This window comes from Streptomyces sp. NPDC006923 (assembly GCF_040635655.1).
Taxonomy (GTDB): Bacteria; Actinomycetota; Actinomycetes; order Streptomycetales; family Streptomycetaceae; genus Streptomyces.
The window spans coordinates 65,337-88,037 of sequence record NZ_JBEYIF010000001.1; the positions used below are offsets into that span (position 1 = coordinate 65,337).

The 22,701-nt window shown below is 72.0% G+C and carries 22 protein-coding genes; 8 read left to right on the plus strand and 14 right to left on the minus strand.

All coding sequences use genetic code 11. The annotated features are described in order from the left end of the window. Nucleotides 1–48: 48 nt before the first annotated feature. The gene (locus tag ABZ707_RS00335; RefSeq protein ID WP_360165285.1) at nucleotides 49–1,107 is read right to left on the minus strand and encodes an alkene reductase; all 1,059 of its coding nucleotides are present in this window, start codon (nucleotides 1,105–1,107) and stop codon (nucleotides 49–51) included. A gap of 150 nt (nucleotides 1,108–1,257) precedes the next feature. On the opposite strand from ABZ707_RS00335, the gene ABZ707_RS00340 reads away from it, so the two are divergent. Beyond that, nucleotides 1,258–1,767: a MarR family winged helix-turn-helix transcriptional regulator gene (locus ABZ707_RS00340; RefSeq protein ID WP_360165288.1), complete on the plus strand. Its 510-nt coding sequence runs from the start codon at nucleotides 1,258–1,260 to the stop codon at nucleotides 1,765–1,767. A gap of 16 nt (nucleotides 1,768–1,783) precedes the next feature. On the opposite strand, the gene ABZ707_RS00345 is transcribed toward ABZ707_RS00340, so the two are convergent. The 5 genes from ABZ707_RS00345 to ABZ707_RS00365 form a co-directional block, all read right to left on the minus strand. After that, entirely contained in the window at nucleotides 1,784–2,851 is a 1,068-nt protein-coding gene (locus tag ABZ707_RS00345; RefSeq protein ID WP_360165291.1) for an aminotransferase class V-fold PLP-dependent enzyme, read from the minus strand. Nucleotides 2,852–2,920: 69 nt separating this feature from the next. Beyond that, nucleotides 2,921–3,649 (minus strand): DsbA family oxidoreductase, encoded by a 729-nt coding sequence (locus ABZ707_RS00350; protein ID WP_360165294.1) that lies wholly within the window; start codon nucleotides 3,647–3,649, stop codon nucleotides 2,921–2,923. Between the two features lie 369 nt (nucleotides 3,650–4,018). Then, entirely contained in the window at nucleotides 4,019–4,423 is a 405-nt protein-coding gene (locus ABZ707_RS00355) for a hypothetical protein (RefSeq protein ID WP_360165297.1), read from the minus strand. Nucleotides 4,424–4,511: 88 nt separating this feature from the next. After that, nucleotides 4,512–5,000 (minus strand): GNAT family N-acetyltransferase, encoded by a 489-nt coding sequence (locus tag ABZ707_RS00360; RefSeq protein ID WP_360165300.1) that lies wholly within the window; start codon nucleotides 4,998–5,000, stop codon nucleotides 4,512–4,514. Nucleotides 5,001–5,244: 244 nt separating this feature from the next. Next, nucleotides 5,245–6,777, minus strand: coding sequence for an aldehyde dehydrogenase (NADP(+)) (locus ABZ707_RS00365; protein ID WP_360165303.1), 1,533 nt, complete (start codon nucleotides 6,775–6,777; stop codon nucleotides 5,245–5,247). Between the two features lie 165 nt (nucleotides 6,778–6,942). On the opposite strand from ABZ707_RS00365, the gene ABZ707_RS00370 reads away from it, so the two are divergent. Together ABZ707_RS00370 and ABZ707_RS00375 are read left to right on the plus strand one after the other, a co-directional pair. Next, a complete protein-coding gene (locus ABZ707_RS00370; protein WP_360165306.1) occupies nucleotides 6,943–7,713 on the plus strand; it encodes an IclR family transcriptional regulator in 771 nt (256 codons plus the stop codon). Between the two features lie 97 nt (nucleotides 7,714–7,810). Further along, the gene (locus tag ABZ707_RS00375) at nucleotides 7,811–9,259 is read left to right on the plus strand and encodes a penicillin-binding protein 2 (RefSeq protein ID WP_360165309.1); all 1,449 of its coding nucleotides are present in this window, start codon (nucleotides 7,811–7,813) and stop codon (nucleotides 9,257–9,259) included. A 45-nt stretch (nucleotides 9,260–9,304) separates the two neighbouring features. On the opposite strand, the gene ABZ707_RS00380 is transcribed toward ABZ707_RS00375, so the two are convergent. The 4 genes from ABZ707_RS00380 to ABZ707_RS00395 form a co-directional block, all read right to left on the minus strand. After that, a complete protein-coding gene (locus ABZ707_RS00380) occupies nucleotides 9,305–9,427 on the minus strand; it encodes a hypothetical protein (protein ID WP_360165312.1) in 123 nt (40 codons plus the stop codon). Continuing rightward, the gene (locus ABZ707_RS00385) at nucleotides 9,424–10,905 is read right to left on the minus strand and encodes an amidase (protein WP_360165315.1); all 1,482 of its coding nucleotides are present in this window, start codon (nucleotides 10,903–10,905) and stop codon (nucleotides 9,424–9,426) included. Before ABZ707_RS00385 ends, ABZ707_RS00380 begins: the two co-directional genes overlap by 4 nt. Next, complete coding sequence (locus ABZ707_RS00390; RefSeq protein WP_360165318.1) at nucleotides 10,902–11,204, minus strand: hypothetical protein; 303 nt, start codon at nucleotides 11,202–11,204, stop codon at nucleotides 10,902–10,904. The genes ABZ707_RS00385 and ABZ707_RS00390 overlap by 4 nt, the downstream gene beginning before the upstream one ends. A gap of 157 nt (nucleotides 11,205–11,361) precedes the next feature. Further along, entirely contained in the window at nucleotides 11,362–12,810 is a 1,449-nt protein-coding gene (locus ABZ707_RS00395) for an NCS2 family permease (RefSeq protein WP_360165321.1), read from the minus strand. A 263-nt stretch (nucleotides 12,811–13,073) separates the two neighbouring features. Between ABZ707_RS00395 and ABZ707_RS00400 the strand changes: the two genes are divergently transcribed. Both ABZ707_RS00400 and ABZ707_RS00405 read left to right on the plus strand, forming a co-directional pair. Then, nucleotides 13,074–13,820: a phosphotransferase gene (locus ABZ707_RS00400; RefSeq protein ID WP_360165324.1), complete on the plus strand. Its 747-nt coding sequence runs from the start codon at nucleotides 13,074–13,076 to the stop codon at nucleotides 13,818–13,820. Nucleotides 13,821–14,079: 259 nt separating this feature from the next. Further along, nucleotides 14,080–15,321, plus strand: coding sequence for an MFS transporter (locus ABZ707_RS00405; RefSeq protein ID WP_360165327.1), 1,242 nt, complete (start codon nucleotides 14,080–14,082; stop codon nucleotides 15,319–15,321). Here the strand turns inward: ABZ707_RS00405 and ABZ707_RS00410 are convergent. Together ABZ707_RS00410 and ABZ707_RS00415 are read right to left on the minus strand one after the other, a co-directional pair. After that, on the minus strand, nucleotides 15,307–16,482 hold the full coding sequence (locus ABZ707_RS00410; protein ID WP_360165330.1) for a hypothetical protein: 1,176 nt from the start codon (nucleotides 16,480–16,482) through the stop codon (nucleotides 15,307–15,309). The two genes, ABZ707_RS00405 and ABZ707_RS00410, sit on opposite strands and share 15 nt — an antisense overlap. Then, a complete protein-coding gene (locus ABZ707_RS00415; RefSeq protein WP_360165333.1) occupies nucleotides 16,479–17,435 on the minus strand; it encodes a 5-dehydro-4-deoxyglucarate dehydratase in 957 nt (318 codons plus the stop codon). Before ABZ707_RS00415 ends, ABZ707_RS00410 begins: the two co-directional genes overlap by 4 nt. Nucleotides 17,436–17,766: 331 nt before the next feature. On the opposite strand from ABZ707_RS00415, the gene ABZ707_RS00420 reads away from it, so the two are divergent. Beyond that, nucleotides 17,767–18,576 carry an NAD(P)-dependent oxidoreductase gene (locus ABZ707_RS00420; RefSeq protein ID WP_360165336.1) on the plus strand — a complete coding sequence of 270 codons (810 nt, stop codon included), beginning with the start codon at nucleotides 17,767–17,769 and terminating at the stop codon, nucleotides 18,574–18,576. Nucleotides 18,577–18,699: 123 nt separating this feature from the next. After that, complete coding sequence (locus ABZ707_RS00425; protein WP_360165339.1) at nucleotides 18,700–19,878, plus strand: TerD family protein; 1,179 nt, start codon at nucleotides 18,700–18,702, stop codon at nucleotides 19,876–19,878. 107 nt (nucleotides 19,879–19,985) lie between these two features. Here ABZ707_RS00425 and ABZ707_RS00430 read toward each other — a convergent pair whose 3' ends face one another. Continuing rightward, nucleotides 19,986–20,213 (minus strand): hypothetical protein, encoded by a 228-nt coding sequence (locus ABZ707_RS00430; RefSeq protein ID WP_078490871.1) that lies wholly within the window; start codon nucleotides 20,211–20,213, stop codon nucleotides 19,986–19,988. A 173-nt stretch (nucleotides 20,214–20,386) separates the two neighbouring features. Further along, nucleotides 20,387–21,805 (minus strand): alkaline phosphatase PhoX, encoded by a 1,419-nt coding sequence (locus ABZ707_RS00435; protein WP_360165343.1) that lies wholly within the window; start codon nucleotides 21,803–21,805, stop codon nucleotides 20,387–20,389. 123 nt (nucleotides 21,806–21,928) lie between these two features. Here ABZ707_RS00435 and ABZ707_RS00440 point away from each other — a divergent pair, with 123 nt between their 5' ends. Then, entirely contained in the window at nucleotides 21,929–22,696 is a 768-nt protein-coding gene (locus ABZ707_RS00440; protein ID WP_360165346.1) for an SDR family oxidoreductase, read from the plus strand. Nucleotides 22,697–22,701: the final 5 nt, after the last annotated feature.

Consider the following 22,701-nt stretch of genomic DNA (forward strand, 5'->3'; position numbering starts at 1 on the left):
ACCGGCCTGCGGCGGGACGGACCACCACGGTCCGTCCCGCCGCCCCGCTCAGAGCGAGGCGTAGTCGGTGTAGCCCTTGTCGTCCCCGCCGAAGAAGGAGGCCGGGTCAGGGGCGTTGAACGGCCCGCCCGTCCTCAGCCGGGCCGGCAGGTCCGGGTTGGCGAGGAAGAGAGCGCCGTAGGAGATCACGTCGGCGGTGCCGTCCTCGACCAGACCCAGCGCGTCGGGGCCGGTGAAACCCTCGGTCGCGGCGTTGAGGACGAGCGTCCCCGTGAACAGTTTGCGCACCACGAGCGTGAACTCGCGCGTGTTCTCGATGAGATGCAGATAGGCGAGACCGATCGGCTCCAGTTGCTGGACCAGCGCGGTGTACGTCGGCTCGGGATCGGACTCCACGATGCCGTTGTACGGGTTTCCGGGCGAGATCCGCAGGGCGGTGCGGGCGGCCCCGATCTCCTCGGCGACGGCCCGGCTCACCTCGACCGCGAAACGGATCCGGCCCTCGACGGAGCCGCCCCACTCATCGGTGCGCAGATTGGTGTTCGGGGCCAGGAACTGGTGGATCAGATAGCCGTTCGCACCGTGCAGCTCGACGCCGTCGAAGCCGGCCTCGATGGCGTTGCGGGCCGCCGAGACGAAGTCCGCGATGGTCTCGCGCACCTCGTCGGCGGTCAGCGGGCGCGGAGCGACATAGTCCTTGGGGCCGTCGTGGAAGTACGCCTGTCCCGGCGGGGCCACATCGGAGGCGCTGACCGGGACCAGTCCGTCCGGCAGCAGATCCGGGTGGCCGATCCGGCCGGAGTGCATGAGCTGCGCGAAGATCTTTCCGCCCTTGGCGTGCACCGCGTCGGTGACCTTGCGCCAGGCCGCGATCTGCTCCTCGCTGTGCAGACCGGGGGTGTCCGGGTAACCCTGGCCGACCACCGAGGGCTGGGTGCCCTCGGTGATGATCAGGCCGGCCGAGGCCCGCTGCGCGTAGTACTCCACCGTGGAATCGGTGGGTGAGTGACCCGGGCCGTACGCGCGGCTGCGGGTCATCGGTGCCATGGCGATGCGGTTGACAAGCTGCGTACCCGAGAGGTCGATCGGATCGAACGCGGTGGTCATGAAGGCTCCCATAGCGCTGTGTGGGCCGGGGCGGACCGGCATGTCATATGCCCGCCGAACTGGTCGCCGACCTCAATACATGGTCGGCCAACTAATCAACCACAGAGCCCTCCGGCTCATTCCTTGGCCGGCCAAGATAAGCTCATTCATATGAAATCGGACGACCCCGCCTGTACCGACTGTCTGCCCGGCACCGCGCTGGGCGGACCCGTCAGCCATGCCGTGTCCCGGGTCTCCCGGCTGCACCGGGCCGCCGCCGGCAAGCTGCTGCGGCGCACCGGTCTCTATCCCGGCCAGGAGCTCCTGATGATGCGCCTGTGGGACTCGGCCGCGGTGCGCCAGTCCGAGCTGATCAGGTCGATGGCCCTCGACCCCTCGACCGTCACCAAGATGCTCCAGCGGCTGGACAGCGGCGGCCATGTGAAGCGCTCACCCGACCCGCTGGACCGGCGCGCCGTCCTGGTGGAGGCCACCCCCGAGAGCTGCGAACTCCGCTCCGGGGTGGAAGCCGCCTGGACCGAGCTGGAGGAGCGCACTCTCGCGGGGCTCGACGGCACCGAGCGCGCGGAACTGGCCCGGCTGCTGGCCAAGGTGGAGGCGAATCTCTGCGCGGAGACCGGGGACTGCCCGCCGCCCGGGGAGACGGACGGGCGGCCCTGAGGGTGGTGGTGCGGGTCTACGTCGCGGACGCGCCCTGGTCCGCGAGCACGTCCAGCGCGCGGTCGACGTCGGCGGTGGAGTTGTAGAGGTGGAAGGCGGCTCGCAGATTCCCGGCGCGCGCCGAGACGTCCACTCCCGCCCGGCGCAGATCGGGGTGCCGGTGTGCCAGCCCCGGGACGCCGACGACGGCGGAGTCACCGGGGACCGGTGCGAGACCGAGCCCGGTCAGGCCCTCCCTGAAGCGGGCCGCGAGAGCGGTGCTGTAGGCATGGATCGCCTCGACGCCGATCTCCTCCAGGAGCGCGAGGGACTGCTCCGCGCCGTGGTAGGAGAGAAAGGAGACCGGCGTGTCGAAGCGCCGCGCCGAGTGGGCCAGTTGCCCGACGGGGCCGTAGGTGCTGCCCCCGAGATCCTCGCCCGCGACCCAGCCCGCGTGCAGGGGGACCAGTGACTCCTGTGCCTCTTCCGTCACGGTGAGGAACGAGGTGCCACGCGGGCTGACCAGGAATTTGAACCCGCCGGTGACGGTGTAGTCGTACGCCCCCGCGTCGAACGGCAGCCAGCCGGCGGCCTGGCTGGCGTCCACCAGCGTACGGGCGCCGTGGGCGGCCGCCGCGGCCCGCACCGCCGCCAGGTCCGCGATCCTGCCGTCGGCTGACTGCACCGCCGAGAACGCCACCAGCGCGGTGCCGGGCCGCACCGCGTCGGCCAGGCCGTCCAGCGGCGCGTACCGCAGTTTCAGGTCTCCGCGGACGGAGAAGGGGGTGACCACCGAACTGAACTCACCCTCGGGGGCGAGGACTTCGGCGCCCGCCTCCATCGAGGCCGCGATCAGTCCGACATGGACGGAGACCGCGCTGCCCACCGCGACCCGTTCGGCCGGGACCCCGGCAAGCCGTGCGAAGGAGGCGCGAGCCGCCCCGACCGACTCAAAACTTCCCGCGCCCACTCCGCGTCGTCCGGTGGCGTTCTCCTCGGCCAGGGTCCGTACGGCCTCGACTGCCCGGAGAGGCAGCAGCCCGCAACTGGCGGTGTTGAGATAGGTCGTCTCCGGCGCGAACGCGGCGCCTCCCAGGGTGTCCATGCGCCCACCCTGGGACCCGCCCCCACCGCAGTCAATCGCGTATCGCTGACGGGCACACCCAAGCGGTGCTTATGAATGGGCCCCGGCCTGCGGAACCTCGCAGGAACCGTCCGTGTCACAAGCCGCCGCGTCCTGGCCGGACCCGCCGATCGGGGTGATCGTCCTGCCCTGCCACGCCTGCTCCAGCGCCTGCGTGAACAGCTCGGCCGGCTGCCCGCCGGAGACTCCGTAGCGCCGGTCGAGGACAAAGAACGGCACGCCGTTCGCGCCCAGTTCGGCGGCCTCGCGCTCATCCGCCCTGACCTCGTCGGCGTACGCGTCGGCGTCGGCGAGAACACCCCGGGCCTCCGCCTCGTCCAGGCCGGCCTCGACGGCGAGGTCCACCAGGGTCTCGTGGTCGTAGACGGAGCGCTCCTCGGCGAAGTTCGCCCGGTAGGCGAGGTTCAGCAGCTCGTCCTGACGGCCGCGGGCCCTGGCGAGATGGGAGAGCCGGTGGATGTCGAAGGTGTTCCCGAGATCGCGCCCCTCGGTGCGGTAACCGAGGCCCTCGGAGCGGGCGTTGGAGGCGACGTGCTCCTCCATGGCGAGGGCTTCCTCACGGGTGCGCCCGTACTTGGAGACAATCATGTCGATCACATCGCCGGTGTCCTTCCTGGCCCGCCCCGGGTCCAGCTCGAACGACCGGTGCACCACCTCGACCTCGTCCCGGTGGGCGAAGGCCGCGAGGCCCTTCTCGAAGCGGGCCTTCCCGATGTAGCACCAGGGACAGGCGATGTCGCTCCAGATCTCGACGCGCATGTGTCTGCTTCTCTCCAGGCTCGCGGGTTACGTACGGAGGCCGCCTCCGCCAGGACGGGAACACGCGGGCCGCGCCTGTCATTCCCGGAAGCCGACGCGCGCCCGGCCGGGGCGGCGGACTGGAAGGAAGAACCAAAGACGTGCCAATCGGGGGCGAGATCCAGCGGCAAGCCATCGTGGCAGGCCCTCACAGGCCGGTGAACGTGCCGGGCGTACTGGGGTCGCTCATCCCCCGCATGCTCAGCCGTTCGCCCGACGACCGGCCGACGTGCGCGGAAGTCTGCGAGAGGCTGAGCAACGCCCTGTAGCGCCCTTCTCGAAGCGGGCCTTCCCGCCGGGCCGGCCGCGGCGAATGTCGCCGCAGGACCCTCAGCCGAGTGCCCGCCGTAGCGTCGCGAGAACGTCACGATGCGGGAACGCTCGCGGAATCTCCCTGGTGGCCTGCCCGATCAATTCATCGAGAAGCATGGGCGCCGCGCCGTACAGCACCTCGCGGAGATGCGGAATCAATTCCGACTCGTCGGCGGGAAGCCGGAGCGTCACCAGGAGTGGGGCGTTCTCGCTCCTGTACCGCGCGGCCGGCAGCCCGACCTTGTCCGGGTGGACGCAGACCGGCGTTCCGTCGGCCAGATAGCGGTGTCCGTCCGCCGGATTGAACGGGCACTCCTTCGTCGGGCGTTCGACCACGTCGAATTCCCCGACAGCGAAACGCCGCGACGGACAGATACCGCAAGCGCGGTGGAGAACATCGCCGTTCACAAAAGGCCCTGCCATGGAGAAAGCCTAAGGGCTGCCCCGGCATCCGTGGTGGATCGGCGAGCGGCGTCGCCCCGTCAGGGTGAGCGACGGCCCGAGGCCCGGCTCACCCCGTCGGCGCGGGCACCGCCAGCCGCAGTACGAGGTGGGTGTCCTGGCGAGGGTCACCGGGGTCGGGACGCCAGCCGTGCCGGGTGTAGAAGTCCTGGGCCCGGATGTTGTGTTCGAAGACCAGGAGGCGGGCGGTGCGGACCCCGGTGTGCTGCCAGGCGGTGACACAGGCCGTGTGCAGGGCGGTGCCGATGCCCCGGCGCCAGTGGGCCGGGGAGACATGGAGCTGGGTGAGGGTCATGACGCCGTCGACCGGGCGGTATGCGGCGACACCCGCGATCACTCCCCGGTGATCGGCGAGGAGCACCGCCGCCTCCGGCTCTTCGCGGGCGAGCGCGGCGGACCAGGCGTCCCGGGAGCGGGCGCGCTCCGCGGGGCCGTCGTACTCGGCTTCCGGCAGATGGCCGCGGTAGTAGGTGGCGCGGGCCTCGGCGTGGAGAGCGGCGATGGCGTCGAGATCGTCCGGGGTGGCAGCTCTGATCATGGAGAGGAGGACGGGCCCGGAGGTGCCCCTGGTTCCGGCGGGCCAAGCACGCCGGAAGGACATGACGGCCGGGCCGGGCCGGACGCGGCCCCGCGCGTCCGGCTCAGCTCCCGTCCCGCGTATGTGCCGGGCCCCGGGGCCGGAAGGCGATCCGGGCGAAGGTCACCGCCTCGAAGGCGGCGGCGAAGCCGACCGCCCGGCTCACGGCGCCTGGGACACGCGCTCGCGGCTCGGCACGGGGTGGTCAGTTCTCCGGCCGGCCGTCGACATGGCGCGGCAGGTCCAGCGGGTTGTCGTCGCGCAGCTCGGGCGGGAGCAGCGGGGCCGGGGTGGACTGGTAGGAGACCGGGCGCAGCCAGCGTTCGATCGCCGTGGCCCCGACGGAGGTCGAGGTCGAGGTGGTCGCCGGATAGGGGCCGCCGTGGTGCTGGGCGGGGGCGACGGCGACACCGGTGGGCCAGCCGTTGACCAGGACGCGTCCGGCGAGCGGCGTCAGTTCCGCGAGCAGTTCGGCGGCGCCCGGCTCGGTGCCGTCGGCCTCCTCCTCGGCGAGCTGGAGGGTGGCCGTGAGGTTGCCGGGGAGCCGGGAGAGGACCGAGGTGATCTCGTCGGGGGAGGTGTAGCGCGCGACCACCGTCACCGGGCCGAAGCACTCCTCCAGCAGCAGGTCGTGCGGCCCCTCGGCCGTGAGCAGCTCCGCCGGCAGGGTCAGGAAGCCCGCGCTGACGGTGTGCTCGCCGCCGGCCCCCGGGGTGATCGGGGCCTCGACGCCGGGGAGTCCGGCCCGTTCGCGTACGCCCGCGACAAAGGCGTCCCGCATCCGGTGGTCGAGCATCACGCCGGGCTCGGTCTCACTGACGGCCGTCGTCAGCGACTTGAGCAGCCGGTCGCCGGAGGCGCCGGCCGGGGCCAGCACAAAACCGGGCTTGGTGCAGAACTGCCCCTCCCCCAGGGTCATCGAGCCGGCCAGCCCGGCGCCGATCTGCTCGGCGCGCTCGGCGGCGGCGGCCTCGGTGACCACCACGGGGTTCAGCGAACCCAGTTCGCCGTGGAAGGGGATCGGCGCGGGCCGGGCGGCCGCCGCGTCGAAGAGGGCGCGGCCGCCCCGGATCGAACCGGTGAAGCCGGCCGCGGCGACCAGGGGGTGCTTGACCAGCTCGACGCCCGCCTCGAAGCCGTGCACGAGCGTCAGTACGTTCTCGTCCAGGCCCACGCGCGCGGCGGCCCTGCGCAGCAGGGAGGCGCACAGTTCGGAGGTGGCGGGGTGGTCGGGATGCGCCTTGACGACGACGGGGCAACCCGCGGCGAGCGCGCTCGCCGTGTCACCGCCCGGCACGGAGAAGGCGAGCGGGAAGTTGCTCGCGGAGTAGACGGCGACGACACCGAGCGGCACCTTCCAGCGGCGCAGGTCGGGCCAGGGCGGGGTGCGGGTGGCGTCGGCGTGGTCGATGCGTACGTCGAGGAAGGCACCGTCGTCGACCACTTCGGCGAAGGCCCTCAACTGCGCGGTGGTGCGGGCGAGTTCGCCGGTGAGCCGGACGGGGCCGAGGGCGGTCTCGGCGTCAGCCGCCTCGATGACATGGTCACCTGCCGCGTCGAGCAGATCCGCGGCGGTACGGAGCAGGGCCGCGCGGGCGGTACGGTCGGCGAGCGCGGCCCGCGCGGTGTGCGCGCCGCGCACCACGCGGTCGATCTCCTCGGCCGTGGCCTCGTCCGCGACCTGCTCACGCGGCTTCCCCGTTCGGGGGTCGACACTCCAGACTGGTGCTGCTGTCACCGCGGCTTCCTTCCCGGCTTCCGACCTCTGCCATCCCTCAGGAGTTGTTCGGTATTCTGAACAAGATTCCTGATGGTGAATCGGTAAGGACTCTATTTCCGCGCGTTCCGCGTGGTCAAGACTGGTCGGTGAGACCGGTCGAGAAGGCAAGAAGGGCGAGGGGCGATGTCGGCTGCGGAAACCGGTGGGGCACAAGTCAAGTCCGCCGTGAGAACGGTGGAGCTGCTGGAATACTTCGCCGGACGCCCAGGAATGCACTCCCTCGCCGCGGTCCAGGAAGCGGTCGGCTATCCCAAGTCCAGCCTCTACATGCTGCTGCGCACACTGGTCGAGCTGGGCTGGGTGGAGACGGACGCGACCGGTACGCGGTACGGCATCGGCGTCCGGGCCCTGCTGGTCGGCACCTCGTACATCGACGGTGACGAGGTTGTCGCCGCCGCCCGGCCCACCCTGGACCGGCTCTCCGACGACACCTCCGAGACCATCCACCTCGCGCGTCTCGACGGCACCAATGTCGTCTATCTCGCCACCCGCCAGTCGCAGCACTATCTGCGCCCCTTCACCCGGGTCGGCCGCCGGCTGCCCGCGCACTCGACCTCGCTCGGCAAGGCGCTGCTCGCGACCCACAGCGACGAGCAGGTGCGCAAGATGCTGCCGGAGACCCTGCCCGCGCTGACCGAGCACACCATCACCGACCGCGAGAAGCTGATCGAGGAGCTGCACGCCGTCCGGGAGCAGGGCTACGCCGTGGACCGCGAGGAGAACACCCTCGGGCTGCGCTGCTTCGGCATCGCGATTCCCTACCGGACGCCGGCGCGGGACGCGATGAGCTGCTCCGTACCGGTGGCCCGGCTCACCCCCGGGCACGAGCAGATGATCAAGGACGCGCTGTTCGACGCGCGTGACCGGCTGACGCTCGCCACCCGGCGGCTCTGACGGCCGCCCCGGAGCCCCCGGCACCGGGGATGAAGAGTTTCTGAGAAGCGGGTCCGGGGGGAACACTCCCCCCGGACCCGCTCGTCCCTCATTCGGGATGAACAAGACGATCAGACACACATCGGTGGTCTGTCTGCTGATGGTCCTCGCCCTGCTGGCGCGGGCCACCTGGCTCCAGGCGTACCAGGCCCGGGCTCTCGCGGACGACCAGCACAACCGGCGGAAGATCATCGCGCAGTACGCGCAGCCGCTGGGCGACATCGTCGTGGCCGGTTCGCCGGTCACGGGCTCCAGACGGACGCGGGACGGCGATCTCGCGTACGAGCGGACCTACCGGGACGGCGCCCTCTACGCTCCCGTCACCGGTTACAGCTCGCAGGCGTACGGCTCCACACAGTTGGAGGGCATCTACGCGGATGTGCTCGACGGGACGGACAGCCGGCTGAAGAGCCCGCTCGGCGCGATCACCGGCGAGCGGGCCGCGCCGGGCGACGTGGTGACCACGATCGACCCCTCGGTGCAGCGGGCCGGCTATCGCGCGCTGGGCGGCAAGAAGGGCGCGGCCGTCGCGCTCGACCCGTCGACCGGGCGGGTCCTCGCGGTCGTCAGCACCCCCTCGTACGACCCCACGGAGATCAGCGGTACGACGGACGGGGACGCCTGGCGGAAGCTGACCGGGGACGCGGCCAGGCCGATGGTGAACCGGGCGCTGCGGCAGCCGCTGCCGCCCGGCTCGACCTTCAAGCTGGTCGTCGCGGCGGCGGCGCTGGAGGACGGTCTGTACGGCTCGGTGGACGAGCCGACCGCGAGCCCCGATCCGTACACCCTGCCCGCCACGACGACGGTCCTGCGCAACGAGAGCGCGTCCGCGCCCTGCGAGAACGCCAGTATCCGCACGGCCCTGCGGTACTCCTGCAACACCGTTTTCGCGAAGATGGCCGTGGATCTCGGCCAGAGCAAGGTCCGCGCGATGGCGGAGAAGTTCGGATTCGACGACTCCGCGCAGGACATGCCGGTGCGGGCCGCGGAGAGCGTGTATCCGTCCCGCATGGACGACGCGCAGACGGCGCTGTCGGGCATCGGCCAGTTCGATGTGACCGCGACGCCGCTCCAGATGGCCATGGTGTCGTCGGCCCTGGCCCATGACGGCGAGCTGGCGGCCCCGCACATGGTGTCCCGGGTCGTGGACGCGGCCGGCGACCCCCTGCTGTCCTGGCCGGACGGCGACTCCCGGCGCGTCGTCTCCTCCTCGACGGCCGAACAGCTACGCGACGCGATGGTGACGGTCGTCGAGGACGGTACGGGCACGAACGCGCGGATCGACGGCGCGGAGGTGGGCGGCAAGACCGGCACGGCGCAGCACGGCGTGGACAACAGCCGGACCCCGTACGCCTGGTTCACCTCGTACGCGAAGGACGCGGCCACCGGCAAGGAGGTGGCGGTCGCGGTGGTCGTGGAGGACTCCGGCGCGGCGCGCTCGGAGGTCAGCGGCAACGGTCTGGCCGCACCGGTCGCCCGGGAGATGATGACGGCGGCGCTGGACTGACGCGGGCCGTGCGGCCACTCGACGGAGCGGCCGCACGGCCGGTTCTCAGGCGCTCTGCGCGGCAGCCTCCTCCGCCGACAGCCGGGGACGGCCCGCGGCCCTGGCGGCGGCCCGGCCGGGAGCCCTGGCCGCCGGGTCCGCGGGCCGCCGGGTGTGCCAGTCGGTCACCGCCTGGTAGGCGGCGGCGACCTCCAGCAGTCTGTCCTCCTCGTACGGCTGGCCGCCGAGGATGACACCGGCCGGTATCCCCGCCGTGAAGCCCACGGGGAAGGCGATCTCCGGCAGGCCGAGGATGTCGAAGGGCACGGCACGGGTCCGGTCTGGAGCAGGACGTCACAGCGGGCCATGACCCCGTCCAGGACCTCGCGCAGCAGATGGTTCTTGGCCCGCTGCGCCGTGATCCATTCGTCGCCGGAGAGCATCAGCCCCTGCAGCCAGCTCAGCAGGGAGACCCCGAACTTGGTGGGGTCCTCGCGCAGCCAGTACCGGAATGGTTCGGTCCGCTCCGACAGCCGCGCGTCATTGAAAGTGCCGGTCAGCAGCGCCCAGTCATCCGGATAGGTGACATCGACCAGGGTCACCCCGGATATGGCGTCGAGCCGGCCGAGAAACGCCTCACGCACCTCGGTGGCGCTGCTGAGGAAATCGGCCGGCACACCGATCCTGACCGCGCGGCGCATACGGACCGTACCGCCACGGGAGACCACCGGAGTCGCGGCCCGGACAAGATCGGGCAGGCCCGGCAGACCGAGCGTGCGCGGGTCGCGCGGGTCGGGGCCCGCCATCACGGCCAGCATCAGGGCCGCGTCCATCGCGTCGCGGGCCAGCGGTCCCGGATGGTCCCGGGTGTAGGAGAGCGGGATCACACCGTGGGCGGAGATCCGGCCCATGGTGGGCTTCAGTCCGGTGAGGTTCTGCCGGTTGGCGGGCTGGACGATGGACCCGCCGGTCTGGGTGCCGATGGCGGAGGAGGCCAGCCGCCCGGCGACGGCGCAGGCGGGACCGGTGGAGGAGCCGCCGGGATCGGTGGCCGGATTGTCCGGGGTCCAGGCGTTGACGGTGGTGACGGTCCCGTTCGGAGTGGTCGCGCGGGTGGTGGCGAGCGGCCCCATCTGCCCCTTGCCGAGCACGATGCCGCCGGCCGAGGTGAGCCGGGCGACCGCGGTGGCGTCGTGGTCCGGGACGAAGTCCTGGAAGATGTACGAATTGCAGCGCGTGGGCACGCCGTCGGTGAAGTAGTTGTCCTTGACGCAGAGCGGGATGCCGCTCAGCACCCCGCGCTTGCCGCCGTTCCGGTCGGCCCCGCGCGCGGCGGCCAGCGCGGTCGCGGCCGTCACCTCGGCATACGCCTGATAGGTGGAGTCGTAGGTCTCGATCCGGTCGAGGTACGCCTCCACGAGGGTGGCGGACGTCAGCCGGTGCCGCCGCATCAGGACGGCGGCCTCGGTGAGCGTGGCCTCCGTGGGATCGCGGCGCGCCGCGTCCCGTACGTCGACCTCCGGGATGTACGGGACGTACGGCTTGGCGCCCGGTGAACTCGCGGACGTGGCGTGCGCGGACGTCGGCAGCGCCGCCCCGCCCACCACGGCGCCCGTCGCGGCGGCCGAACCGGCCAGGAAGGTGCGGCGGTTGAGCGCGCGGCTCATCGCTGGTCCGCCTTTCCGGTCCAGGCTTCGGTGATCGACGGGTAGAGCAGCGGCGGCGCGGCCTGCTGCGTGTACGCCGCGGCCGGCGCCGCGCTCACCGGCGGCGCCCAGCCGGAGATGGCGGCGGGCGTCGCCGCGACGAAGGAGCGCAGCGAACGCAGCACCTGGTCGCGGGTGGGCACACCGGTCTCGGGGTCCGGCTGCTCGGGCAGCAGGGCGAGATCGACACCGGCGAGGGCGAGTCTGGTCCGTATGTAGGCGTCGAGCTGTTCTTGCGTGGGCGGCTGAGGCTGGCTCAAGGAAACCTCCGGAATCGCCAGGCCGTGCGGGGGGTGCAGTGCGCGACTCCATCACCCGTCGATGACTGCCCCATTGAGCACTTGATTCACGGGCGTTACAGAGTGCCCACCCCGGGCGGACCCGCCGGCCGCCGTGCCGGCCGCCCACGTGCCGCCGTCAGTTGAACAACTGCTCGACCGGGTCGATGGCGAAGTAGACGACAAAAAGCGCCGCGGTGCCCCAGAGCAGCCAGTGCACCTCCCGCGCCCGGCCCAGCACGGCCTTGATCAGGACGTAGGCGATGAACCCGGCGCCGATGCCATTGGTGATGGAGTACGTGAACGGCATGACGGCGATCGTCAGAAAGGCCGGGATCGCGATCTCGTACTTCTCCCAGTCGATGTGGCGCACCTGCGACATCAGCAGGAAGCCCACCACGACCAGCGCCGGGGCCGCGGCCTGCGCCGGGACGACCAGCGCGAGCGGCGCGAGGAACAGGCAGAGCCCGAAGAGACCGCCGGTGACCAGGGACGCGAAGCCGGTACGGGCGCCCTCGCCGACACCCGCCGCGGACTCGATGTACGAGGTGTTCGAGGAGGCCGAGGCGGCGCCGCCCGCCACCGCCGCCGCCCCGTCGATCAGCAGGACCCGGCCGATGCCGGGCACCTTGCCGTGCTCGTCGAGGAGCCCGGCCTCGTTGGTGACGCCGACCACGGTCCCCATGGTGTCGAAGAAGTCGCTCAGCAGGAGCGTGAAGACCAGCAGGACCAGCGTCACCGCCCCGACCTGCTGGAAGGCGCCGAAGAGGCTGAAGGAGCCGACGAGCCCGAAGTCCGGCGCGGCGACGATGTCGTCGGGGACCGAGGGCGCGGTCAGGCCCCAGGCGGCGGGCGCGATGTCCGCGATCTCGTTGATGACGATCGCGACGGCGGTCGTCACAACGATGCCGATCAGGATGGCGCCCTTCGTCCCGCGCGCCACCAGGGCCACCATCAGCAGCACACCGAGGCAGAAGACCAGCACCGGCCAGCCGGAGAGCTGTCCGGAGGCGCCGAGCTGGACCGGTACGGAGCCGGTCTCGCCGGGGATACGGGTGGCGAAGCCCGCGTCGATGAAGCCGATGAAGGCGAGAAAGAGGCCGATGCCGACGCTGATGGCCTGCTTGAGCGGGGCCGGGATGGCATTCATGACCGCCTCGCGCAGCCCGGTGACCACCAGCGCACAGATCAGCAGGCCCTCCAGGACGATCAGGCCCATCGCGTCCGGCCAGCTCATCAGCGGTGCGAGCTGGAAGGCGACGACGGCGTTGAGCCCGAGACCGGCGGCGACGGCGAGCGGCAGATTGCCGCCCAGCCCCATGACCGCGGTCATCACGGCGGCCACCAGCGCGGTGACGGTGACCAGTTGGGGTCCGGAGAGATGCGCGCCGAACTTGTCCTCGGCGCCGCCGAGGACGATCGGGTTGAGCACCAGGATGTAGGCCATCGTGAAGAAGGTGGCGAAACCGCCGCGTATCTCGCGTCCGTATGTCGAACCACGTTCGCTGATCCTGAAGTAGCGGTCGAGCACGCCGCGTTGTGCCGGCTCGGCGGTCTCCGGCGGGGTGTCCACGGTCTGGCCTGACATGGCGCTCCTCTGTGGCTGACGGTCGCGGGGGGTAGGGGGATTGTGCCCCTGTCAGGGCCAGTTCAGGTTTTCGCCGTGTTACGCGTCCGGCGGGCCGGACCTCCGGCGCCCGCCAAGGACTCCTGACAAAAGTGGTCGGCTTGCCCCGGGTCGGAGGTCGGTGTCGTACCCGAGGCCGCCGGGTAGCGGGCCCCGGTCAGTCGCGTCGTCCCACGCGGGAAACCCGGTGCCCTCGGCGATCATCCCCGGGATACTGGGCGTCCATGGATGAGGTCGAAGTCGTCGTCGCCCATTCTGAGCGCGCGACCCTGCGCGTCGGCGACGTGTTCTTGAAAGTGGACGCCGATCAGGCGCGCCTCGACGTCGAGGTCGAGGCGATGGCCCTGGTGCCGGTCCCGACTCCGGAGGTCCTGTGGCACAAGCCGCCCGTGCTCGCGATCGCCGCCCTCCCGGGGACGGCCCTCGGCCGTCTCGGTGAGCCGTCGACCGCGTCGTCGGCGGCGTGGGCCGCGGCGGGTGCCGCCATCCGGCAGGTGCACGAGGCGCCATTGCCGCCCTGGACCGGCCGGCGCCGTCGGGGTCCCGACGAGTGGGCAGCGGAACTCGACGGCGAGTGCGAGTTGCTCGTGACGAAAGGCATCCTGCCCGCCGGCCTGGTCACCCGCAATCGCCAGGTCGCCGAGGCCGCGATCCGGCCGTGGACTCCGGTGTTCACCCACGGCGACCTGCAGATCGAGCACGTCTTTGTCGACGGCGACGAGGTCACCGGCATCATCGACTGGTCCGAGGCGGGCCGGGGTGATGCCCTGTTCGATCTCGCCACCCTGACGCTCGGACACGAGGAGCACCTCGACGACGTCATCTCCGGTTATGGCACCGACGTCGACCTCGACGTGATCCGCGCGTGGTGGTCCGTGCGAAGCCTGCTGGGGGTTCGCTGGCTGGTCGAGCACGGCTTCGACCCGTCCGCGCCGGGCTGTGAGGTCGACGTGCTGAGATCCCGGATGTGAGGCTGCGCGAGCCCGGCTGCCGCACGGGCGTTCCAACGCATCGAGCAGGCCATCGTCGCGGATCCCCCAGCGGATGCGCGGGCGGCGGGACAAGTGCAGCGGCGCGATGGCCCCTTCCACGACCCAGCGGTACCGGAGTCGTAAGGCGCTTCCGCCCCCGGAATAGGGCGATCGCCCGATGCGCCGGCCCGGTCCTCAGCCGCCACGCTGGCGGCCGTACGGGCGGCGCGCCCGGCGGGGCTGAAGGGCTGGTGGGGACATGGGCTGGAGCGGCGGCGGCGTGCTGCGGGACCGCGAGGCGGGGCTGTATCTGACCGGGGTGATCGTGTCCGGCTTCGGTACGTCGGCGCTGTGGCTGGCGTCCGGGATCTGGGTCAAGTCGCTGACCGGTTCGGACAGTCTGGCCGCGCTCACCGTCTTCGCGATGTGGGCGCCGACGGTGGCGGGGCCGCTGCTGGGCACGGTCGCCGACCGGGTGCGCCGGCGGCCCCTGCTGATCGGCTGCAATCTCGCCATGGCGGTGCTGCTGACCTCGCTGCTCGCCGTCGATTCGGCGGACCGTGTCTGGATCCTCTTCGGTGTGCTGTTCATATACGGCGTCAGCGGCGTTGTCCAGGACGCGGCGGAGACGGCCGTCGTCGCGGCCGTCGTCGACCGACGTCTGCTGGGCGACTTCAACGGGCTCAGGACAACCGCCAACGAGGGCATGAAGCTCGTCGCGCCGCTCGCGGGCGCGGGGCTGTACGCCCGGTTCGGCGGCGGGCCCGTGGCCCTCCTCGACGCGGCGACCTTCGTGCTGGCCGCCGGGTGCTTCGCGATGATGCGCGTACGGGAGGAGAAACCGGTCCCGGAGCCCTCTGGCGCACGGTGGTCCGGGCTGACCGAGGGCGCCCGGCGGCTGTGGGGCACCGGGGCCGTACGTCCACTCGTCCTCGCCGCGTCGGTGACGATGCTGCTCGCCGGGGTCAGCGGCGCGGCCGGCTTCGCGGTCGTCGACCGGGGTCTCGGCCACGCGCCCAGCTATCTGGGCCTGCTGTACGCGGTCCAGGGAGCCGGGTCCGTACTGACCGGGCTGCTGGCGGGTCCTCTGCTGCGCAGGCTGCCCGAGCGGGTGTTCGCGGCGGCGGGCATCGCGCTGTTCGCGCTCTCGGCCGGTCTGCGGGCGCTGCCGTACGACGCCGTGGTGCTGGGTGCCTCGCTGGGGATCGGAGCCGGTCTGCCGTGTGTGCTGATCGCCGCGCTGACGGCGGTGCAGCGGGACGTCCCGGACGCGGTGCTCGGCCGGACGGCCGCCACCGCCCAGACGCTGATCTTCGCGCCGAACGCGGTGGCGCTGGCGCTCGGCGCGGGCCTGATCGCGTTCGTCGACCTCACCGTGCTGCTGCCGGTGGCCGGTGTGACGGGGCTGCTGACGGCGCTCGCCCTGGCCGCCACCGGCCGGCGCCGGTCCCGGCCGGCCGCGGCAGGCCAGGACGGACCCGCCGGATCAGCCGAGGCGTGACAGACCGGCGGCGACGGCCCGCAGGTCCGCGTCCGAGGCCAGCCCCGCGTGGTAGAGCCGCAGTTCACTCGCTCCGAGCGCCGCCGCCTTCGCGGCGTCCTCGGCGAGCGTGGCCGGGCTGCCGCCCATACCGCTGACGACGGTGAAGTTGGCCGCCAGCACGGAGGATCCGGTGCGACGGGACGCGAAGGGACTCAGCATCGCCTCCGCCGCCCCGCCGGTGCAGGGCAGGACGACCCCGTCCGCGACGCCCAGGATGTGCGCCGGATCCACCCCCGCGTTGGCGCCGGTGCGGTACGGCGCGGGATCGGCGTGCAGCAGCACCTGGAAGCCGGGCCCGGCCGCCGCCCGGACCGCCGCGACCGCCGACTCCTGGAGCGCCCGGGCGGTCCTGCCGCGCCAGTCGAGCGTGAGGGCGGCGAGGCCGGCGCCGAGGAGCTTCTCGACCCCGGCCCAGCCGGTGTCGGCGGAGCCCGTGGCCCAGACGGGCTCCAGCGCGCGCCGGACCGCGTCGCCGAGTTCGTCCGGGGCCACCCCGAGCCCGGCGTATCCCTCCCGGCAGTCGGAGCAGAAGCAGAGCGACATCAGGTACTGCGCCGCGTCCCCGAGGCCGACGCCCGCGATCTTGTCGTGGGCGTGCAGATGCGCCAGTCCGTACCAGCCGCAGGATTCCAGCTCGGTGCCGCGCGCCCCGGGGCGTACGGCGGCCTCCGCCGCCAGCGCCACCAGATACGCGGCGACGGCGGGCCGCGCGATACAGGGCGCCCAGGGGTAGCGGTCGCCGTAGGCGTTGACCACGGAGGTGTCAGGACGCTCCGCGCCGAGGCGGGAGTTGTGCGCGAGGACCACCCAGGTGTGCACGTCGAGGCCGGCGCCGGCCAGCGCCGCGGCGGCCTCGCCGTAGGCGTCGCCCGGGGCCCAGGCACCGGCGGTGTACGGCCGCGGCTCGCGCCCCGCCCAGCGGGCCTCGTCCACGGGATAGAGGACGGCGGCGTGTTCGGCGGTGACGACGCGGTGGCGGGGATGACGGGGCGTCAGCGCGCGGGTGGAGTGGTACGCGGAGGCCAGGGTGACCTGCTGGACACCGAGGTCCGCGATCCTGGCGGGCGCGTCCGGGTCGCCCGTCACGTCCCAGGGATAGAGGAAGGCGGAGGTCCTCACGCGCGCTCCTCCGCGCCGTCGCCGAGCAGGGCGTGGCCCGCGGCGATGATCTCGGTGAGTTCCTTGATGTGCGCGGGCCGGGGCTCGCTGAGCGGCGGCCGCACCTCGCCGACGTCCAGTCCGCGCAGTCTGACGCCCGCCTTGACCAGCGAGACGGCGTATCCGCGGCCCTTGGCGCGCAGCTCGACCAGCGGGCGGTAGAAGCCGTCCAGAAGGCGGTTCACGGTCGTGTCGTCGTGGGTGGTCAGGGCCCGGTGGAAGGCGAGCGCGATCTCCGGGGCGAAGCAGAAGACCGCGGAGGAGTACAGGGTGATCCCGATGCCGCGGTAGGCGAGGCCGGTGAGTTCGGCGGTCGGCAGGCCGTTGAAGTAGAGGAAGTCGCGGCCGGGCTCCTCGGTGCGTACGGCGCTGAGGATCCGCTGCATCAGATCGAGGTCGCCGTAGCCGTCCTTGAGGCCGATGACACCGTCCACCCGGGCGAGGCCGGCGACGGTCTCGGGGGTGAACACGGCGTTGTCGCGCTGGTAGACGATGATCTCCAGGCCGGTGGCGCCGGCCAGCGCGGTGTAGTGACGGAGCAGCCCCTCCTGGTCGGCGACAACCAGATACGGCGGCATCGCGAGCAGTCCGTCCGCGCCGGCCTCCTCGGCGATCCTCGCGTACTGGATGGCGAGCGCCGTGCCGTAACCCGCGCCCGCGACGACGGGCACCCGGCCCCCGGTCACCTCGACGGCGGCCTCGACACAGGCGCGGAACTCCTCGGGGGTGAGCGCGTGGAACTCACCCGTGCCGCAGCAGGCGAAGACCGCCGCGGCGCCCGCGTCGACGCCTCCTGCGACATGCGCGCGGAACGCGTCGAGGTCGAGGGTGCCGTCGGGGCCGTACGCGGTGACGGGGAAGAACAGCGGCCCCTCCACTCGGGTGAGGCGGGCGGCGAGCGGGGCTGAGGTCACGGGGCGCTCCCTGGGCCGTGCGTCGAGTTCATGACTCGTGCACAATTCTGATCGACGTCCATATCTCTGAACGCTGCCACGCTAAGGCAGCCGCGCGGCGCCGGTCAAGACGGAAAACCGCAACCCAGCGGCGGATTCACCGGCTCCGCGCGCCACTTGACGCCGCCCGCGCACAGTCCCTAGCGTGTCCACGCATGTGAATTTTGTCTACGAATCTGAGAATGGGTCCCGCCGGACCTGCGACCCCGGCAACCCGGCGATCTCAGCGACCACAGCGACCACAGCGACCACAGCGATTCCAGCCGTCAGAGCCCCGAGGAGATTCCCGCCGATGCCCGCACCCCGCACCGTCCTGCTCACCGGCGCCGCAGGCGGCCTCGGCACCCTCATGCGGGGCCTGCTGCCCGCCTACGGCTACGAGTTGCGGCTCTTCGACGTCATCCCCGTCGACGGCGAGCCGGGCGCGATCACGGCCGATCTGGCGGACCGGGAGGCGCTGCGCGAAGCCGTTCGGGGCGTCGACGCGATCATCCATCTCGCGGCCATCTCGCTGGAGTCCTCCTTCGACAAGATCCTGCGGGCCAACATCGAGGGGACGTACAACCTCTACGAGGCGGCCCGCGCGGAGGGCGTCCGGCGGACGGTCTTCGCCTCCAGCAACCACGCGGTCGGCTTCACTCCCCGCCCGCGCGGCGACGACCCGCTGATCCCGATCGACACACCGCGCCGCCCCGACACGTACTACGGGCTCTCCAAGGGCTTCGGCGAGGACCTCGCCCAGCTCTACTGGGATCTGCACGGCATGGAGACCGTCTCCGTCCGCATCGGCTCCTGCTTCCTGGAACCGACCTCCGTGCGGATGCTCTCCGTCTGGATGAGCCCCGGCGACGGCGCCCGGCTCTTCCACGCCGCGCTGACCGCCCCGGACGTGGGCCACAGCGTCGTCTACGGCTCCTCGGCCAACACCCGGCTGTGGTGGGACCTGACGACCGCGCGGGCGCTGGGGTACGAGCCGCAGGACGACTCGGAGCAGTACGCCGAGAAGCTCATCGCGGAACAGGGCGAGCTCGACCCGGACAATCCGGACCACGCCCATCTGGGCGGCCACTTCACCACGCACCCGCCCCAGTGGCCGCACTGAGCGGGAACTGAGCGGGACCGAACGCACGGCCGTCCGGCGCGTACGGCGGTGGCGCACCGGGGCCGCGACCCGTCCGGCGGTAGGTAAGGGAACGGTAAAGCGGGGTCGTTCGTTACGTCTGGCATGACAGCTATGACCCCCGGCTCGAACATCCCCCTCCCCACCGCTCATGTGGCGGTGGACGTCGCCGCTCCCGTGCGGCTCGACGTATCGGGCCTGCTGCTCACCGCCGACGGCAAGGTGCGCTCAGACGACGACTTCATCTTCTACAACCAGCCGGCGGGCCCCGGCGTGACCTACCGCTCGGGCGGAGGCTCGGCGCCCGACGCGATCGTCGTCGACACCTCGGCCCTGCCGGCCGGTATCGAGAAGATCGTCGTCACGGCGAGCCCGGACGCCGCGGGGCAGAGCTTCCAGGGCATCGAGCCCACCGCCACCGTCCGCGACGCGGCCGGCGGCAGCGTGCTCGCCACCTTCACACCGCCCCGGCTGGGCACCGAGACCGCCCTGGTGATCGTGGAGATCTACCAGCGGAACGGCGCGTGGAAGGTCCGTGCGGTCGGCCAGGGATACGCCGACGGACTGGCCGGGATCGCCACCGACTTCGGTGTCTCGGTCGAGGAGCCCGCACCGGCCGCCGCCCCCGCGCCCGCTCCCGCGGTGGCCGGTCCGCGTGCCGTCGCGGCTCCGCCGGTCCCCGCTGCCCCGCCCGCACCCGGCACCGGCAAGATCAATCTGGACAAGGGCCGGGTCAGCCTCCAGAAGAATCAGACGGTATCCCTCGTCAAGGGCGGCCGCCCCCTGCTCTCCAAGGTCAAGATGGGCCTCGGCTGGGAGCCCGCGTACCGGGGCAAGGACATCGACCTGGACGCCTCCGTGATCGCCTACGGCCCGAACCGCAACCACCTGGACAGTTGCTACTTCGGCAAGCTCTCCATCCTCGGCGGAGCCGTCAAGCACTCCGGGGACAACCTCACCGGAGAGGGCGCGGGCGACGACGAGGTGATCGTGGTCGATCTCGGCCGGATGCCCGCCGAGGCGACCGGCCTGGTCTTCACGGTCAACTCCTTCTCGGGCCAGAAGTTCACCGAGGTCGCCAAGGCGTACTGCCGCCTGATCGACGCGGCCACCGACGAGGAACTGGTGCGCTTCGACCTGACCACCGCCGAGCCGCAGACCGGGGTGATGATGGCGAAACTGATCAAGCAGTTCTCCGGCGAATGGGAGATGACCGGCCTCGGGGAGTTCGTGAAGTCCCGCACCGTCCGCGGCATGGTGAAGCCCGCCGCGAAGATCCTCTGAGCGGCGCGCGGGCAGAAAAGCGGGCAAAAAAACGCCCCTGCGGGCCGCCGCGGTCTGTCAGGACCCGCGGCGGCTCGGGGGCTTGGCCTCCGGCTCCGGGCTCGGTCTCAGAGCTTTGTGAGCTTGGCGAAGGGGCTCAGGATCCTCCCCTGTCGCCCCGAGAAATCGATGAGCACGGCATGTTCGCCCTCGACTCCGATGACTCTGCCCAGCCCGAACTGGTCATGGGAGACACGGTCTCCCACATCGAACTGCTCGGGCGGTGGAGAGGCCGGGGCCTGGCGGTTGAAGGGACTGGACGGCAGGTGGCGCCGGGATCCGGCTGACTTTGTCATTACTTGGAGTATGCGCCCAATGAGCCCCGCCGCGCCATGCCCGGCGACCGACGGGCCGCCGGATCACCCCTTCCAGGGGCGGTGCCCGACCCGTCCGCCGGCCCGTGGCACACCCTCGGGAACACCCCGGGAACGCCCCGTCCACGGGCCGTACCGCCGGGTCACCGGCGGGGTCAGCGCCGGGGCGAGCGCCGCCACGGCCCGGTGACGGCCAGCATGATGCCCGGTTCCTGGATATTCGCGTACAGGGTGCGGCCGTCGGGCGAGAAGACGACACCCGTGAACTCGCTGTCGTTGAGGTCATTGCGCGCGATGGGATACGTACGGCCGCTCTCCGTCGCGCCGAAGAGGTGCTGGACGCCCTCGCCGTCCTCCGCGATGACCAGGCCGCCGTAGGGCGAGACGGTGATGTTGTCGGGGCCGTCGAAGGCACCGTCCGCGGCGGGATCGGCGTTGACGCCCAGCAGCACCTTGAGCGTCAGCGTGCGCCGCCTCGGGTTGTAGAACCACACCTGGCCGTCGTGCGGCGCCCCCGGGCTCTCGTCACGGGCGTAGGAGGAGACGATGTACGCGCCACCGTCCGCCCACCACATGCCCTCCAGTTTCCTGGCCCGGGTGATGTCCTCGCCGTCGAACTGCTCGCGTACGTCGACGGTCGTCGCGTCCCGGTCCGGTACGTCCACCCAGTCGACGCCGTAGACGACACCGATCCTGGTGGCGCGCGAGAGGTCGTCGACGAAGCGGCCGCCCGCGTCGAAGCAGCGGGGGGCCTGGAGGACACCCGCGTCGGCGGCGAGGCGGCGGAGCTGTCCCCGGCCGTGCTTGAAGCCGTGCGGCGGGATCCACCGGTAGAGGAGCCCATTGGGGCCGGAGGCGTCCTCCGTCAGATAGGCGTAGCCGGTACGGGGATCGATGACGACGGCCTCGTGGTCGAAGCGGCCGAACGCCTTGACGGGCCGGGGATCGCGGTTGGCCCGGCGGTCGTAGGGATCCACCTCGAAGACATAGCCGTGGTCCCTGGTCATACCGTTCTCGCCGGCCCGGTCCGAGTTCTCCTCGCAGGTGAGCCAGGTGCCCCAGGGAGTGCGTCCGCCCGCGCAGTTGGTGGAGGTGCCGGCGATGCCGACCCACTCGGCGGCGCGGCCGCCGGTGCGGGTCTCGACGACCGTGCAGCCGCCGGCCGCGGCGGGGTCGTAGACCAGGCCCTCGGCGAGCGGCACCGGGTACTCCCAGTCGGTCCTGGGACCCTTCAGCTCATGGTTGTTGACCAGCAGGGTGACCCCGCGCGGGCCCTCGAAGGTCGCGGTGCCGTCATGGTGGGAAGGGGTGGCTTCGCCGGACTCCAGTGTGGTGACACCACTGTGAGTGATGATCTCGTAGGTGAACCCGGCGGGCAGCGCCAGGACGCCCCGGGGGTCGGGGCGCAGCCGGCCGTAGCCCGGCTCGGGAGCGGCGCCGGTGGCGACCTCGGGAGCGTCCTCGGCCGCGAGCGCGCCGGGCGCGGTGGCGAGCGCCCCGGCGGCTCCGGTGAGCACGAATCCCGCCCCGGTGAGGGCGGATCTTCCGGTGAATTCCCTGCGGGTCAGCGACATCACGGTCTCCTGTGGGCCAAGGGGGGCACATGAGGGCGGTGCTGTGCCGGGGTACGCTCCCGACACTCCCGCCCGCGTGCGAACGCCGGTTGAACACCACCCGACATCGAGAGGCCCGCTCCCTTGAACCTGCCAGCGACCGGCCGCCGAGTCCTTGTCAGCGGCGCCTCCCGGGGCCTGGGCCGCGCCGTCGCCAGGGCCTTCGCCGCCCAGGGCGACCGGGTGGCCGTCCACTACGGCAGCCGCGAGGCCGATGCCCGGCTCACCCTGGAGTCACTGGCCGGTACGGGCCATGTGCTCGTGGGCGGCGACCTGTCGGACCCGGCCGGGGCGGCGCGGGTCGCGGACACGGCGGCCGAGGCGCTCGGCGGGATCGACGTGCTGGTCAACAACGCCGCCGTGAACGAGCGTCATCCGCTGCCCACCACGTCGTACGAGGAGTGGGCGGAGGTCTGGCAGCGGCACATGTCCGTCAATCTGCTGGCCACCGCCCTGCTCAGCCATCGTGTCGCGCGCGCCATGATCGACCGGGCCGCGGGCGGCCGGATCGTCAACATCGGCTCCCGGGGCGCCTTCCGGGGCGAACCGGACCACCCGGCCTACGGCGCCACCAAGGCGGCGGTCCATGCCCTGGGCCAGTCCCTGGCCGTCTCGCTGGCCCCGTACGGCATCGGGGTCGCGTCCGTCGCGCCGGGTTTCTTCACCACGGAACGTGTCGCGGACCGGCTGACCGGCGAGGAGGGCGAATCGATCCGCGCCCAGAGCCCGTTCGGCCGGGTGGCCTCGCCGGAGGAGATCGCGGACGCGGTCCTCTGGCTCGCGTCGCCGCGGGCCGAGTGGTCGTCGGGGGCGGTGCTGGATCTGAACGGCGCGTCGCACCTGCGCACCTGACGGCC